The 14,883-nt window shown below is 60.1% G+C and carries 16 protein-coding genes; 8 read left to right on the forward strand and 8 right to left on the reverse strand.

The annotated features are described in order from the left end of the window. Nucleotides 1-38: 38 nt before the first annotated feature. Nucleotides 39-371, forward strand: coding sequence for a cupin domain-containing protein (locus tag CFB82_RS34805; RefSeq protein ID WP_069249738.1), 333 nt, complete (start codon nt 39-41; stop codon nt 369-371). A gap of 163 nt (nt 372-534) precedes the next feature. On the opposite strand, the gene CFB82_RS34810 is transcribed toward CFB82_RS34805, so the two are convergent. After that, nucleotides 535-834 (reverse strand): H-NS histone family protein, encoded by a 300-nt coding sequence (locus CFB82_RS34810; RefSeq protein ID WP_011350136.1) that lies wholly within the window; start codon nt 832-834, stop codon nt 535-537. A gap of 281 nt (nt 835-1,115) precedes the next feature. Between CFB82_RS34810 and CFB82_RS34815 the strand changes: the two genes are divergently transcribed. From CFB82_RS34815 to CFB82_RS34820, 3 genes are all read left to right on the forward strand, one after another. Continuing rightward, entirely contained in the window at nt 1,116-1,604 is a 489-nt protein-coding gene (locus CFB82_RS34815) for a RidA family protein (protein WP_089486933.1), read from the forward strand. A gap of 115 nt (nt 1,605-1,719) precedes the next feature. Further along, nucleotides 1,720-1,872, forward strand: a complete 153-nt coding sequence (locus tag CFB82_RS43495; protein ID WP_179255493.1) for a hypothetical protein — start codon at nt 1,720-1,722, stop codon at nt 1,870-1,872. Between the two features lie 539 nt (nt 1,873-2,411). Next, nucleotides 2,412-2,663 (forward strand): hypothetical protein, encoded by a 252-nt coding sequence (locus tag CFB82_RS34820; RefSeq protein WP_069249736.1) that lies wholly within the window; start codon nt 2,412-2,414, stop codon nt 2,661-2,663. A 63-nt stretch (nt 2,664-2,726) separates the two neighbouring features. Here the strand turns inward: CFB82_RS34820 and CFB82_RS34825 are convergent, their stop codons facing one another. Further along, nucleotides 2,727-3,839, reverse strand: a complete 1,113-nt coding sequence (locus CFB82_RS34825) for a histidinol-phosphate transaminase (protein WP_089486934.1) — start codon at nt 3,837-3,839, stop codon at nt 2,727-2,729. Between the two features lie 404 nt (nt 3,840-4,243). Here CFB82_RS34825 and CFB82_RS34830 point away from each other — a divergent pair, with 404 nt between their 5' ends. Continuing rightward, nucleotides 4,244-5,335: a helix-turn-helix transcriptional regulator gene (locus CFB82_RS34830; protein ID WP_089486935.1), complete on the forward strand. Its 1,092-nt coding sequence runs from the start codon at nt 4,244-4,246 to the stop codon at nt 5,333-5,335. A gap of 265 nt (nt 5,336-5,600) precedes the next feature. Here the strand turns inward: CFB82_RS34830 and CFB82_RS34835 are convergent, their stop codons facing one another. From CFB82_RS34835 to CFB82_RS34865, 6 genes are all read right to left on the reverse strand, one after another. After that, nucleotides 5,601-6,041 (reverse strand): hypothetical protein, encoded by a 441-nt coding sequence (locus CFB82_RS34835; protein WP_143751012.1) that lies wholly within the window; start codon nt 6,039-6,041, stop codon nt 5,601-5,603. A 562-nt stretch (nt 6,042-6,603) separates the two neighbouring features. Further along, entirely contained in the window at nt 6,604-6,858 is a 255-nt protein-coding gene (locus CFB82_RS34840) for a hypothetical protein (protein ID WP_179255494.1), read from the reverse strand. 99 nt (nt 6,859-6,957) lie between these two features. Then, entirely contained in the window at nt 6,958-7,536 is a 579-nt protein-coding gene (locus tag CFB82_RS34845) for a DUF4337 domain-containing protein (RefSeq protein ID WP_089486937.1), read from the reverse strand. Nucleotides 7,537-7,885: 349 nt separating this feature from the next. Then, nucleotides 7,886-8,218, reverse strand: a complete 333-nt coding sequence (locus CFB82_RS34850) for a barstar family protein (protein WP_089486938.1) — start codon at nt 8,216-8,218, stop codon at nt 7,886-7,888. 985 nt (nt 8,219-9,203) lie between these two features. Then, nucleotides 9,204-10,364 carry an IS30 family transposase gene (locus CFB82_RS34860; protein WP_089486940.1) on the reverse strand — a complete coding sequence of 387 codons (1,161 nt, stop codon included), beginning with the start codon at nt 10,362-10,364 and terminating at the stop codon, nt 9,204-9,206. Nucleotides 10,365-10,630: 266 nt separating this feature from the next. After that, entirely contained in the window at nt 10,631-11,536 is a 906-nt protein-coding gene (locus CFB82_RS34865) for an alpha/beta fold hydrolase (protein ID WP_089486941.1), read from the reverse strand. 369 nt (nt 11,537-11,905) lie between these two features. Between CFB82_RS34865 and CFB82_RS34870 the strand changes: the two genes are divergently transcribed. From CFB82_RS34870 to CFB82_RS34880, 3 genes are all read left to right on the forward strand, one after another. Further along, nucleotides 11,906-12,292: a potassium channel family protein gene (locus CFB82_RS34870; protein WP_089486942.1), complete on the forward strand. Its 387-nt coding sequence runs from the start codon at nt 11,906-11,908 to the stop codon at nt 12,290-12,292. A 318-nt stretch (nt 12,293-12,610) separates the two neighbouring features. Then, on the forward strand, nt 12,611-14,263 hold the full coding sequence (locus tag CFB82_RS34875; RefSeq protein ID WP_089487032.1) for a cbb3-type cytochrome c oxidase subunit I: 1,653 nt from the start codon (nt 12,611-12,613) through the stop codon (nt 14,261-14,263). After that, nucleotides 14,260-14,868 (forward strand): cbb3-type cytochrome c oxidase subunit II, encoded by a 609-nt coding sequence (locus CFB82_RS34880; RefSeq protein WP_089486943.1) that lies wholly within the window; start codon nt 14,260-14,262, stop codon nt 14,866-14,868. Before CFB82_RS34875 ends, CFB82_RS34880 begins: the two co-directional genes overlap by 4 nt. Nucleotides 14,869-14,883: the final 15 nt, after the last annotated feature.

The following is a 14,883-nucleotide window of genomic DNA, read 5'->3' on the forward strand; positions in this document are numbered from 1 at the left end:
CGCGATTCTTTCCCCCGACGATCAGCGACGAGGCCCCCATGCAACTTCAAACCGGTAACCTGTTCACCACCGAAGGCCAGCGCGGCAACGATGAACAAATCGACCTCCTCGTCACCGGGCAGCGTCTGAATGTCGAGCGGATCGTATCGATGGGCCACACGAGCCCCGAAGGCTTTTGGTATGACGACTCGCGCGCCGAATGGGTCGTGCTGCTATCGGGCGCAGCCGTACTCGAATTCGAGGAAGGCCCGACGCGCCATGAAATGCATCCCGGCGACTACGTGCTGATCGAGCCGCATTGCCGTCATCGCGTCGCGTGGACGCACGAAGAAACGCAATCCGTCTGGCTTGCGATTTATTACGAACGTTGAATCAGGAAAGATTGGGCGGCATGCCATCCGGCGCGTAGCGTGCAACCACGCGCCGGATGACACAAATCTTCACCGCACCGGAGCGGCATTTTAAATGCCGCCGGTATCGATGCCCAATAGCCGGGCGGCGCGCTGAATCGCGCGCCGGTGCGCGTCGAGAATCTTATTCCTGGATCAGGAATCGATTGCGATTCTTCGCGTCCTTGATCCATGCGGGCGCGCGACCGCGGCCCGACCAGGTTGCCCCGGTCTTCGGGTCGCGATACTTCGCCTGCACGGGGGCGGCCGCTTGTTTGGCCGGTCGACCACGACGCGTACCGAAAATGTCTTTCTCGGTAATGCCGAATTCCGCAACTTTGGTGCGGATGTCGTCGACGATCGCCTGGAATTCCGCGGCACGTGCAGCTTCGGCTTTCTCGGCCAAAGCTTCCATTTGGGCTTTCAGTTCCTTGTACGTTGCCATGTATCACTCTTCAGGTTGAGTACCCATATGATAGCGGTTTCAGCGGAAAATTTTTAGGAAATTCTCTTCGACTACGAGATTTGTCATCGATAAAGCAATGCAGGACTGCTTCGAACACCTGAGAAGTGTGTCATGTTTGAGAAACCGTAGAGGATTACCCGGAAACTTTTAACGGTGGCGGCACGTCTCTTTGATCGGTCGCGGCGGGATTTTTTCGTCGAGACAAGCGGGCGAGACTTAATTATTCTTTACTTTTTTCTGAAGTATCGGGGAATTCACTGATGAACAGGGACGATAAGCTGACACGGATCGCGGCCGAATTCGGCTTCAATCCGGACGAGGAAATCAGGATCGGCGGAAAGTACACGCCCATTCTGGTCGACGGGAACACGGCCTATATTGCCGGCCAGATTCCGCGGATCGGCGACGTGGTGCATTTCGTGGGCGTAGTGGGGGAGTCCGTTTCGCTCGACGAAGGTCGCCGGGCCGCTGGCGTATCGGTGCTGCGTGCGCTGTCGCTGATCAGGAAGCACCGCGGCACGCTCGACGCGATAGCGTCAGTGCCGCGCATCACCGTGTATGTGCGAAGCGCACCCGGCTTCACGATGCAAAGCGAAGTCGCCGACGGCGCATCCGACATGCTGTACGCGGTGCTGGGCGACGCAGGCGTTCATACGCGCACGTCGGTCGGCGTGCTGCAATTACCCAAAGGGGCTTCGGTCGAAGTGGATTTCATTTTCGGGCTGAAGCATGGCGATTTCGATATCTGACTTCAGCGGACCCTGTCTCGCGAGTATGTAGTTCGGCGAAACATTCCTGTACCCAGCGCACGACACACCTGCCGGTGAAAGCACGCGCCAGCAATGCGGAAAGCAAAACAGGAAATTGCAGCCAAAGGACTTCGACAGGCTGCTCACTGATGAAGATCTCGCGAAGCTTCGGGCGGCGTTCGATATCCGCGATATGAAGGTGCGCGGCGAATTGGGTGAGTGGGCTGCGTTGTCGATCGACCCGTGTCCGGGCAAGCTTGGATGCTGACTTGTCGGGCAGGGCGCGCAGGTCGCCGCGACCGACGGCCGACGCGTGCGACAGCAGCAGCGCTGCATGTTCGCGTCTGCACGCCTTGCGTGGCCTGCGCACTACCCTCGTGCCCACCGCAAATGTTCGCCTCGTACCTGCCGGTCAATCATGCGCCGGATGCGCGTCGTGGAGGTGGTCAGTTGATCGCAATTTTGCATCGGCCGGCAACCGCGTGCCTTCCGCGCCCTGCCCGACGGCCTGAAAATTCCGGAAACACCGCCCGCCCGCCAATATCGCCCCGCATCCCCACTTTGGGAGATGCCATTGCCCAACAGTAAGCCTACGATTGACCACAGGGCATCGGGAGCCGGAAGTCATCAGAACAATCGGACAGGCTCCCCATTCCGTATCGAATTCAGCAAATGCCCACGCGGTTTACTGACACAGCTTCTACGTACGATGGCGACAAACGTGTGCGATGAATGCCTTGCATCGCAACACGATGGCGCGTTGATGACGGAAAGCCTGCTGTCGTATTTCGGGGAATTTCAATCAATATGCTGGCACGAGACTATGCGGAACGAGAGCTCTCTCACATTCAGAGAATGGTGGCTCTCCTGGACAGCGAGACGAACGCTGACGATGTGTCGATGTCGGGCGCTGGGCGCGTGCGGCATCCGAGCTACTGGCGCGGGCGAATCGAGGAACTGCTGTCGGCGCCCGACGTGCCGCGCCACGTCAGAAAGCTCAGCGAAGCGGTGCTCGCGAAGATCAACGCGATGGAAATGCGGTTCGCGACGATGAAGTAAGTACATCGTCGGATATGGCGCGGGCATGCGCGCCATCGCGTCGTCGACCGGATGGCCGGTCGTTTATTCGAGTGCCATCACGTCAAGCAGGGCCGCTCGGAACGCGGCCATCTCCGCGCCGGTGCCGATCGACACGCGAAGATACGGCGACGGGCCCGACTCCCGAATCAGGACCCCGTGACGCAGGAGGCCGCTCCAGATCCGGTGCCGATCCGCAAACTCGCCGAACATCACGAAGTTGGCATCGGAATCGGCCACCGTGAGCCCCAGGCCACGCAGCCAGTCGACGGTCGAATCGCGCTCGGCCTTGATCGCCTCGACTTGCGACAGCATCTCGTCACGCGAAACCAGCGCCGCGCAGGCCGCCGCCTGGGTGAAGGCGGACAGGTGGTAGGGCAATCGAACCCGCTTCAGCGCTTCGACGACCGCAGGCGCGCACGCGCAATACCCGACGCGGCCTCCCGCGAACTTGAACGCCTTGCTCAGCGTGCGGGTGACGATGAGCCGAGGATGGTCGGGCAGCAGCGTCACCGCGCTGGGGACGCCGTGACGTCGGAACTCCGCATAGGCTTCGTCGACGACGACCATGCCCGGCGCGACGTCGAGTACCGCGCGGATATCGTCGACCGGCAGCGCGGTGCCGGTCGGGTTGTTCGGCGACGTCAGCAGTACGACGCTCGGCTGGTGCTCGCGAATGCTGTCGAGCGCTTGCTCCGGATCCAGCGCGAAATCCCGGGTGCGCGGCAACGTTTGCAGGCGCGTGAAAGTCGTGCGGCAGTATTCGTCATACATGGGATACGCGGGCGTAAAGGCCAGCGCCGTTCGTCCCGGGCCGCCGAATGCCTGCAGGATCTGCTGGATCACTTCGTTCGAGCCGTTGGCCGCCCACACGCTCGATGCGTCGACTGTCACGCCGGAGTCGTGCGTCAGATACGCCGCCAGATGCGCGCGCAGTTCGGCGAACTCGCGGTCGGGATAGCGGTTCGCCGCGCGCGCGGCGTCGGCCACCGCGGTCGCGATGCGCTCGACGAGCGCGGACGACGGCGGATAGGGGTTCTCGTTGACGTTCAGGCAGACCGGCACATCGAGCTGTGGCGCCCCGTACGCGTGCTGCAACTTGAGGTCCTCGCGGAGCGGTAAATCCGACAAGGCGACGTCTTTCCAGGGTTGTTGCATTGAAAACACTCCGTACGGGTTCGATGGATCGGCGCAGTCCGCTTTCAAGGCGGCAAAAAACAAAAAAGGCGCCGGAGGCGCCTTGGTTGTCGTCTGGATCGGGCATTCACCCGATGCAATTGCTAGATGCGAAACGAGCCACGGCGCAGCAGGGGGCGTCCGTGGTGATGGTGCAGCGAGAGCGTGGTGTTTCGAATCGTCATGCGCTGCATCATGGCATACCGTGATCCGGATGAAAAGCCGGCGGCACCGTGCGTGCCGGAATAACGGTCATTACGTCTGACGATAAACGGTAACAAACGTGGTATTTCGATCAAACGCGAACGAGTGATTTAAACGTGGGCGCCGATTGACTAAGATGCGCAGAAGACGTTCGACAATAACGCACGGCGCGGGGTGGCCAGATGCAAAAGAACGGGTTGATTCCATCCGCATGGATCGATGACGTCTACGCTGCGGCGCTGGGCGATCAACGATGGGAAACGGTGCTGGACGGGCTGCGATCGTGGGTCGGCGTGCGCATGGCCACGCTGTTGTCTTTCGACGACGCGGCGCGGGTGCCGGCGATCGAGCAGGCGGCGGGTGACGACGCGTCATGGGTCGCCGCGTGTTATCACACGTACAACACCGAGTTCTATCTGTACGACCCGGTCGTGCCGGTCGCCGCCGACTGGGCGGCGGGCCGCTGGTTCGAGGACGTCAAGCACCTGTCCGCGCACCAGCGCGCACACAGCGTGTTCTATCAGGAATTCCTTCACCCTTTCGGGCTCGGCAGCATCTCGGGCCTGTACATCCATCGCAGCGAGGGCTCGGGCGCATTCCTCAGCGTCCAGGGCGGCCCCGAATCGCAGGGGCTGTCCGACGATCAGCGCCACGCGATCGAAAACATGGGGATGCACATCAGCCGTGCGCTGCAGATCCAGGCGCGGATCGGCGAGCTCGAGGCGCGCGTGGCCGCCGCCGAATCGACGCTCGACGCGATTCCGGTGCCGGTCTTCCTGCTCGGCGCGCAGCGTGAGCTGCGCTACACGAATCGCGCGGCCGATCAACTGATCGCGGCGGAACCGGCACTGCGGGTTGTGAATGGGCGATTCGCGCCGGAAGGCTGTGTCGACGATGCGCAATGGCGGCACGCGTACGCGCGCGGCGGGCTGTTGTTACGGCGCACAACGGGCGAACCGTTGCCGCTGGCGCTGATGCCGGTGCCCGAGCAGTCGCGCCTGGTGCGCGAGCGGCCGGGCGTCGCGACGCTGATGACGGCCGCCGACCTGCGTGCGCCGTCGGCCCGCGCGCAGCGGCTGCGCGTGTTCTACGGGCTGTCGTCGGCCGAGGCCGATCTTGCCGTGCTGCTGTGTTGCGACGGGCTGTCGCCGCAGGAATGCGCTGAGCTGCGCGGCGTGTCGATCGGCACGATCCGCACGCAGATCAAGTCGATCTACGCGAAGACGGCGGTGGGGCGTGCGGCGCAGCTTACGTCGCTGGTTATGCAGACGTGAGGGGGCGGGGTGGGCGTGGGTGTAGGGGCTAGGGTATCGGCAACTGCGTGCGCAGAAAATCGGCGACTTACGTCCAGTCGTGCCACCGGTGCCGGGGCGGTGCGTCGGAGTTCGTGCGATTGGTTTATTGCGGCGCCAACGTAGTGGCATATCGTTGTACGCGGTTGACTGCAGCTGACCCACAAGGGACGTTCGCCGTCGCCGGAAGCGGACATGCAACTGCGAGCAACTTGGCTCGGTGGATTGTCTGCCCAACCGAATTGCTTCACGATGAGGGACGAATACGAACACTAGCCCAATCTAACCGGAGGTAGCCCGTCGAGATAGCAGGGCCATCGGTCGGGAGAATGCAATATTCAGTGCCGCCAGGTGCATAGCCCAGCTCCATCCAGTTCAGCGACACCAGCTTTCCCCAAGAGAAGTGAGTGGTATGCACAGCTCCTCTCATTTTGCTTTCGCTTAGACCGGACGCGCTTGACTTCGATAGAAGATGTTCAACGATTTCACTTTCAACGAAGATGCGCGGCGAGAGTATCTCAATTACATGTGGGCCTTTCTCCGAAAACCGGCCCGTTACTCCGATGACTTTGGCTGATATTTCGCCTTGGACGATCACAATTTCCTGCTGCACATCGATCCATTCCTCATTCATCCAATCGTAGTCTCCATCGCTCGACACCCTGATCAGTGCTGCGTCGAAATCCAACGTAAGCGGTCCGAGAGCGATGGAATACATAGATGATTGCGATTTGAACTGTAAAAGGTTGCCGGGCAATGCTGCCGATTTTCGACGACTTGCTGTCGAGGCTATCGCGAGATCGTTACGACGCGCTGCTATCCGTCACGAGTAACGGGTTTAGTACCTGAATGATCTCGGCATGACCGACGACTCGGGCCCCCTCGGCAACGTCCAGTACACGACCGGTCCAGAGCGTATGTGGATAGGCCTCTGGTGTAACCAGCCAGACCTCAGCGAAGCACTGCTCACGTGTTGCGACGCTACGGCCCTCGGCAAACTCGTGATGGGCTGACGACCAATAGGCCGGCCGGATTTTGTACATCGGACGATAGCCTGTCCGGACATGCTTTACCGTGCCCTCCCCTGTAAGCGCCGTCAGCATGAACATCACTAGCAAATCAGGCGATCGGATTGGGCGACTCATGTAGTGGTCCCTAAAAGCTTGTACAGAAGAGCGACATGCAAATTGTCGCCCATCCAGACGTCGTCGTCGGTTGGCCGCTTCTGGTCGTGCATGGAAATTCGCCGATCAGCCGGATTGAAGATTGGCTACGCAATCGTTGATTGCCTGTGCGAACTGTGGATTGGATAAATCGATACCGACACGCGCTAGCGAAAGCAACAATTGCTCAACGCCTTCAACAACCCCTACGATGCGTCCGTTTTCGACGGGATCACCGAAGCTGGGGAGCGCCTCCGGTAGGTCGGATTCAATACTTGCAATTCCGTCTTCAACCCTGAGATCGATTCCGAACGGTAGCAAGAATTCTCGAGTCTTGTTCATAAATGCGATCTCCACGTCGTCAGCGGCCTCATTGTCGATGATCTTAGGACCACCGTCGACTGACCGAAACTGGCCGACAAGCGCCCGCTCGTCGGGCCGCTACACACCGAAGAGCGCCAGCCCTGTCAGTACGAGGCCGATCGCGGCAGCACCCATCGACAGGTGTTGCATCCATTTCCGCCGCGTGAGAATCGTGATCGCAGCAAGCGCGATCGAGATCTGGATGATGGTAGTGGCCTGCGCCCAACGATGATGCCGGTGTAGCCGCTCCTCGCTTGCAGCATTGCTCTTCACGACTTCTTGCTCGAGCGCTTCGGCGCGCTTGCGGATCGGCTCCTTCTCTTCGCGATACCGCGCCGCGTCTGCTTCGAAACGCTTTCTTTGCGGCGATGCATCCTGGCTCAACGCCGCACCGAGCTCGGCCAGATTCTGCTTTTCGCCCTTTGCTTGGTAATAGCCCCACAGGTTAGCCGCCTCGGTTTTCTGGATCGCGGCCTCGTTCTTGTGCAGCAACGCGAAATTCTCGTCCGCACCGCTCTGGTATGCGGAAATCGCGCCGACGCAGGCGAGGACAGCAGTCATCACGGCGATGCGCGCCGCTCCGTGGTCTTCTTCATGCGCCGCAGGGTGCTCTACTGCATGATCGTGCGGGCCGTGAACTTCGAAATCTTCTGGCATAACAAGAACGTTCGCATGAGTTGAAGGGCTTGTACGCGGTTCCCACGCATGTGAGGAGCGTGCAGCAAAAGGGGTAGCACTATCGCTGGGTCGCAGCTCAGTTGGGGCAGTCCGTTCGTGCGAAAGTGTGAACGAACGGTCAATGGTCTGCGGAACCTCACGCTGTTTGAACGCCGACTCCCGCCAAAAGGGCGATGGTTCGACATTGTGCATGAATTGCCGCTTCCCGAGTATGAGTCGACAGCAGTCGACCCGGAGCGGACGGCATCCTCCAAAGCAGCCATTCGTAGCCGCAGAAGATCACCGTGTCCCGGCAGCACCTGTGTGGCAGAAGTCGATAAATGTCAATTCAGTCGTGGTACGACAGTGTGACCAACGGAGCGCCCTGTTCGCGGGTGCGGCGCCAGTTCACAAAAGCACATGCATCTTGCAGAGCCGCGAACTGCTCTGGGCAACGCACCTTGAAATTGTTCACAGCGCCGAGTTGTATCGCCAATGTACGCCCCGGTAGAACGTGCACATTAGTCATCTCGACATCCGGCTCATCGAGATAACTGAAACAGTCGATCAATGCGTCCATGTTGTTGCCATAGAACGATGGAAAGCCAAAGCTCTTTGACAGGACCCGATGAAAGGATGGCCAATCCGTGATTTCAGTCGTGTCTACAACCACAATTGTCATTGCGTCCCACCTCACGTCTGCGTCCGGTCCATTGATGAACCAATATGAAAGTTGTCAATGCTCTTGAAGCTAACGTCAAATGGTCCTTTTGAGCGGATGTCGGCATTCGTTTGCGACCAAGCCGGAGCGTGGCATCGTCGCTACCGTCCCAAGAGACCGACCCACCGTAGATCTATGGACTATTCGACTACCCGGTTCCTTGCGAAATTTACGTGTAGCGTAAATGCACGGTGCCGAAGGCTCTGCGGATAGCGTCGACTCTGGGAAATATCTCGCAGTATTTCGTCTATCTCGACATCTACCGCTAGACCTTGTTCCAACCACCCGATCGCGAGGTCACACCAATATGGAGTTGGCCATCGTAGTCCAGCGACAGCGACGTCGCGAGCAGAATCGATGTTCGACGAGAATGCAGCCAAGGGATGTTCAAGCGGCTTGACTATTGAGGGCGATTTCATGTTCAACTGGGTACGGGATGTCGCGTGCAAGATGAGTCTGAGCGATTGTCGCCAATATCGGCGTCCACGTAGACTATCCGTTCCTGGCCGTGAACAGTCTTCGGAAGCTTGATATCGGCACGCACGTCAAATTACTTCGAACGAACACCAGTCGGGCACAAACCCATCGAAGACAAAAAAGTCGTCGATGTATGTCAGCCCAAGCCGCTCCAATGACCTCGTACACTCGTCGGCCGCATCACCCCCAAAGAACGGGCCAAGCGATATAAGGCTATCGGATTCGTCAAAATATTTCCGAAAATTGAACTCGACCATAACCGTGGATAGGTCGACGTCCTTGGCCGCTAGGGCAGCCCGTCGGACAACGATCCCGAAATATCTCTAAACTTTCATCGTTATTGACCAAAGGCAAGCGTGTGCTCAAGATTGTCCCCGATTCAGCCCTTATGGTCGAGCGTCCGAAACTGGCGGTGGATTCAACCGGTCGGCAACCTGCGATTCGCGACCGGCGCAGATCGACTGCGGATTCAACCCGTCGATGCAACGAATTGATGAAAGCGCTCAGCCGGTGTATCAAAGTCTAGTGTTTTCCGCGGACGCTCATTGAGCCGCCTGGCAACAGCGTTGAGCTTGGCCTGGGAATAGGCCGAGAGGTCGAGCCCCTTCGGGAAATACTGTCTGAGGAGCCCATTTGTGTTCTCGTTCGAACCCCGTTGCCAAGGGCTCTGCGGATCACAAAAGTAGACCATGATGTCGGTGGCCACGGTGAAGCGCGTGTGATCGGCCATCTCTTTGCCCCGGTCCCAGGTCAGTGATTTGTAGAGTTCCTGAGGAAGCTTGCCGGCATGCCGAATCAACGCATTGATGACCGTTTCCGTATCCTTGCTGCTGACCTTCACTAGCATCACGAAGCGGCTCTGACGCTCGACGAGCGTGGCAATCTGACTGTTCGCGCTGCCGAACAGCAAATCGCCTTCCCAGTGGCCCGGTATCGCACGATCATCAACGGTCGCGGGGCGTTCACTAATCGGGACGGTGTCGCAGATTCTGCCGTGGTCGTCGGTCTTCATCGTGTGATGACGCGAACGACGCATAGCTCGCGAGCGCCGTAAATGCTCGAGCAATTCCTTTTTGAGTGCACCGCGAGCTTGTATATAGAGGCTGCGGTATATGGTTTCGTGCGACACCTGATAGTCCTTGTTGACCGCATACACGTGCTTAAGCCAACCGGCGATCTGCTCAGGTGACCACTGCAGCCCGAGCTTGCTTGCCACGACCTGGGCGAGTTCCCGGTTCCTGACGAGCTTGCAGACTTGGGGGCGACGGGCTCGCTCCCACGCAAGTTCGTCAGCATTGTTCGCCCGATAACCCTGCATACCGCCGTTCCGCTTGAGCTCGCGGCTAATGGTGGACGGAGCACGTGCGAGCCGAATCGCAATCGCGCGAATCGAATCGCCAGCAACCACTGAGCGCGAGATCTCCTCCCGCTCGGCAAGGGTCAGTGCCAAGCTCGAACGGCGCCGTTGCTTTGGCTGTATGCCGCCCGTTTCGGCCAGAATCCCTTGTACCGAGGAATGGTTCCGATCAAACAGCTGGGCGATCTGCTGCAGCGATTCGCCCCTGCGCCAGCGCTCCCACATTAACGCCTTCTGGCTATCTGTATAGTAGATCCGCCGTCTCTGTTTCATTGCAACACTCCTTGCTGCTATGCAGCCTCAAGTGTGTTGCATCGACGGGTTGAATCCGCAACCCATCTCGGCCGTTCGACATGATCGCAGTGAGCGACCGTTATGAGAAGTCTCGCTCGGTTTCCGACCAGGACTTGCCGGGCTCGGAATCGTTGAGGGACTCTCGCGTCACTGTGAACGCCTCTTCAGGAATAATCATGCGGACATGATTTCAGCGCGGCTTCGTTTCTGCCGGCGGAGCGGCGTGGAGCAGCCGTCCAGTGCCTTCAGTGCTTGTTCAGGATGCCCGAGATCCATGCAAGCAAACGCGATTGCACTTCCCCGCGATTAATTTCGTTGAGCATCTCGTGACGGCCCCCAGGGTAGAAATCGCACGTCACGTCGCGGATGCCTGCTTCGCGATAGCGCGCTGCAAGCAGCCGGACGCCTTCGAGTTGCTGACCGACCGGGTCTTCACTGCCGGAGAACAGATAGATGGGCAGATCGCTGCGAATTCCGCGAAGGCTGGCGGCATCGGCCAGTCGAGGCGCTGCCGCCAGGAATGACCGGAATGCCGCCGGTTGAAGCTGCGCAAAGCAGAGTGGATCGCCAAGGAATGTGTCCACGACCGCGCTGTCGCGGCTCAGCCAATCCGCCGAGGTTCGCGCCGGCTCGAAGGCGGCATTGAGCACGTTAGTCCCCGGCGCGGCTGCGCTCACCAAGTGTGCGAGCCCATCCAGCGCGCCGGAACCCGACAGGGCCAGGCCGTCGATTTCCCGGCTGTGAGACTCCACATACTGCTGGGCGGCAAAGGAGCCCATGCTGTGTCCCAACAGGATGAACGGCAGACCCGGGTTTTCCTCCTTTGCGATGCGGGTCAGCCGGACCATGTCTTCAACCAGTAGATCGAAGCCGCCCTCCCCGAAATCGCCAAGACTTGCTGCGGATGGCGCTGTGCGCCCGTGCCCGCGATGGTCGTTTCCATATACGGTCAATCCGGCGGACGTCAGTGCGCTGACCACTCCGACATACCGCCCGATATGTTCTCCCATGCCATGCGCAATCTGGACGACTCCACGAACGGGGCCGCTGCTGCCATTCCATCTGGCACACGATATCTGTAAGCCGTCCGCGCTGGTGAGCCGGAATTCGTTGGAGGGAACCACGGTCGCAAGATTGATAGGGGCTGTCATGACATCTCCCGGTGCAAATCCCTCGCGATCATATCCAGCGGCCTCGCCGTGTCCGGCCGGTAGACGGACGACCGGGCAGGCAGCAGGCCGTCCGATCTCGAGTGGGCTGAAAAATGATGCGAGGTTTGAGTTTTGCCACGGCTTTCGCCTGCTGTTCGGCCACCTGTCGCGCCTTTTGCCCTTCCTTCCAGTGAGCGAGCTTGGTCGTCTGTCTGACGCCCGGATCGAACCGTTTGCAGGAATCGAGTTTCTTGTAGGAGTCCGGCAGGATGGTCGAACCTTCTGGCAGTTGCCAACCGTGCATTCTTCGACATCAGAGTCTAGGCTCTTAATGGGAATTCACAAGTACAAACCGCCACAGTAGCCAACATGGAAAACTCATCCGTTGAAGCACTCGACAAGCGCATCATGCCGCGCCACGCCATCGGCGAGTTCGCGCGCGTTCTTTGGCACCTGCGCGGGGTCTTGCTCATCTTGCTCATCCTCTTCGTGCTGCTGGCGGTGGTCATGCGCTACGCGGGTGGAGCAGTCAATGTGCTCACTCATGCACCCGCTTCGATTGGCCAGGTTGCCTATTTTTGCTCCATTACCGCCTTGACGATCGGCTATGGGGACGTGATTCCGACGACCGACATCGGCCGCGTCGTTGCTGTACTGCTCGGCATGCTCGGCTTGCTGATCACCGGGCTGGTGACCGCGGCGGCCGTATACGGCATCCAGGCAGCAGCGCATCGGGAAGGGATCTTGCCGCGCTGATTCTGAGTCCGGCTTCGCAAGGTGCCGGCGAGAAGCGGGCGAAAGGCATCGCGCGTGCCGTGTGCAATCCTTTTCCACCTTGGCCAAGGCGCGCTCTTCGGAGCCCCTTCACAGGCGAAACGGAAAGCCCCCGCGCATTTGCGATGCCTGTCGCTGCAAAGTGGATTTGGCAAGTCTTGGGGGATGGACTACATTGCAGTGGACAATTTCCCCGCGCCACCCTCGCTGCCGGGCTTTCGCCACGTTGCCAAGCAGGGTGCCGCCATTTGCCAGACGGTTGCACGAGCCGTCGCTGGAGTCCGAGGCCGGGAGGGTTCCGTGAGCACAGTCGCCATACTCCTGTCGGCTTTCATCATTTCCGTTGCCGGTCTGCTGGTATTCATCGTCAGCGTTCGCTACGGACTCCTCGACGGATCCCAGAAGGCTGCCGAGGTGATATTTGCGCGGGGCGAAATCGGGCGGACCGAAGAGCCGGCGGTCACCGAGCAGCAGCGCTCGGCACTGCAGGCTGTCGCAGGCCAGGCCCAGATGCCGGCACCGTCGTCGCCACTGGACGAGGACCTGTCCGTGCGGGCCGAAGCCGACCATTCCTCATCGCTTGTGGTGTTCATCTTCCTGTGCAGTGCCATGACATGGCTGCTGGTGGCTTCGCTGGCCGGGCTGACGGCTTCGCTCAAGCTGCACATGCCAGATGCGCTTGCTTCGCAAGCCTGGCTGACATTCGGGCGGATCCGGACTGTTCACCTGAACGCGGTGGCCTACGGCTGGGCACCGATGGCGGGCCTGGGCATCGCGCTGTTCGTCCTGCCGCGCGTACTGAAGACGCGCCTGGTCGGCGCCAATTACGCGCTGCTTGGGGCAATGATGTGGAACGCCGGGCTTGTCGCCGGCCTCGGCAGTATTGCTGTCGGCCTTTCCGACGGCATGGAGTGGCTCGAGATTCCATGGCAGATCGGCATCGTGTTCGTCGTGGGAGGAGCCTTGATCGGCATGCCGCTGGTGCTGACGCTGCTGTCAACCCGAGTCACTCACCTGTACGTATCCGTCTGGTACATGGGCTGCGCGCTGTTTTGGTTCCCCGTGCTTTACCTGGTCGCGAAGATTCCCTTCATCCATTTCGGCGTCGAGCAGGCAACCACCAACTGGTGGTTTGGGCACAGCGTGCTGGGCCTGTTCTATACGCCGCTCGCGTTGGCTTCCGTCTATTATTTCCTGCCGAAGATCATCGGCAGGCCGATCCAGTCATATGGTCTGTCCCTGCTCGGCTTCTGGACTCTCGCATTCTTCTACGGGCAGGTCGGAGGACACCATCTGATCGGCGGGCCGGTTCCGGGCTGGATGGTCACGCTTTCGATCGTGCAGAGCATGATGATGATCATCCCGGTGATCGCGTTCACTGTGAACCTGCACCAAACGATGAAGGGGCACTTCAGGGCGCTGCTATATTCGCCCACGCTGCGGTTCGTGACGCTCGGCGGCATGATGTACACCCTCAGTTCGCTCCAGGGCTCCTTTGAAGCGCTGCGCAGCGTCAATGCCATCACCCACTTCACCCATTTCACGGTGGCCCATGCCCACCTGGGGCTTTATGCCTTCGTGAGCTTCGTCTTCTTTGGCGCCATCTACTTCATCGTGCCGCGCATCACCAGGCGCGAATGGCCGTATCCGGGCCTGATTGCCGCGCATTTCTGGTGTGCGGCCGTAGGCGTCGGCATCTACTTTGTCGCCCTGACGATCGCCGGCACCCTGCAGGGGCTGGCCATGCTCGATGCCGCCCGGCCTTTCATCGATTCCGTCGCGCTGACGGTGCCGTACCTGAAGGCCCGTTCGCTGGGCGGCGGGCTAATGGTGCTGGGGCATCTGTGTTTCATCGCCAATTTTGTTTGCGTCATTCTCGGGCTCGGCCCCAACCGCGACAAGCCGGCGATGTTCCCGATTGCCGGCTTGGACAAGGCAGGAGCCGGCTCATGAGCAATATCACGCTGCTGCTCGGCGCCGGCATGGTCATGCTGGCGCTGGCGACCAGTGCCCTGGTGGTGGTGCCGTACCTGCAACTGCACGACGTGAAACCGGCACCCGGCCTGAAGCCCTATACATCGGCTCAACTGCGCGGCAGGCAGGTCTATATCAGCAATGGCTGCATCTACTGCCATTCGCAACAGCCACGGGATCCGTCGTTCGCGCCAGACGGCAAGCGGGGCTGGGGGAGACCCTCCGTGGCGGCGGATTACTACTATGACCGGCCACACCTGCTGGGTACCATGCGCACCGGGCCCGACCTGTTCAATATCGGTGCCCGGCAGCCGAGCGCGGACTGGCATCTCGGGCACCTGTACCAGCCGCGTGCCTACGTGAAGCAGAGCATCATGCCGAGCTTCCCGTACCTGTTCGACGTCAAGGAAACCGCGGAGCCCGGCGAACGCGCGCTGACACTGCCTCCCGGTGTCGCGCCACCGGGCATGGTCGTCGTGCCGACGCCCGAGGCGCTGGATCTGGTGGCCTACCTGAAGGCGCTTGATCACACTTACGCCGCACTTGCCTTGCCCGACGGCGCCACCGGCAAGACAAACAAGTAGCGGCGGCTCGCGACG

The organism is Burkholderia sp. HI2714, assembly GCF_002223085.1.
GTDB classification, from domain to species: domain Bacteria; phylum Pseudomonadota; class Gammaproteobacteria; order Burkholderiales; family Burkholderiaceae; genus Burkholderia; species Burkholderia lata_D.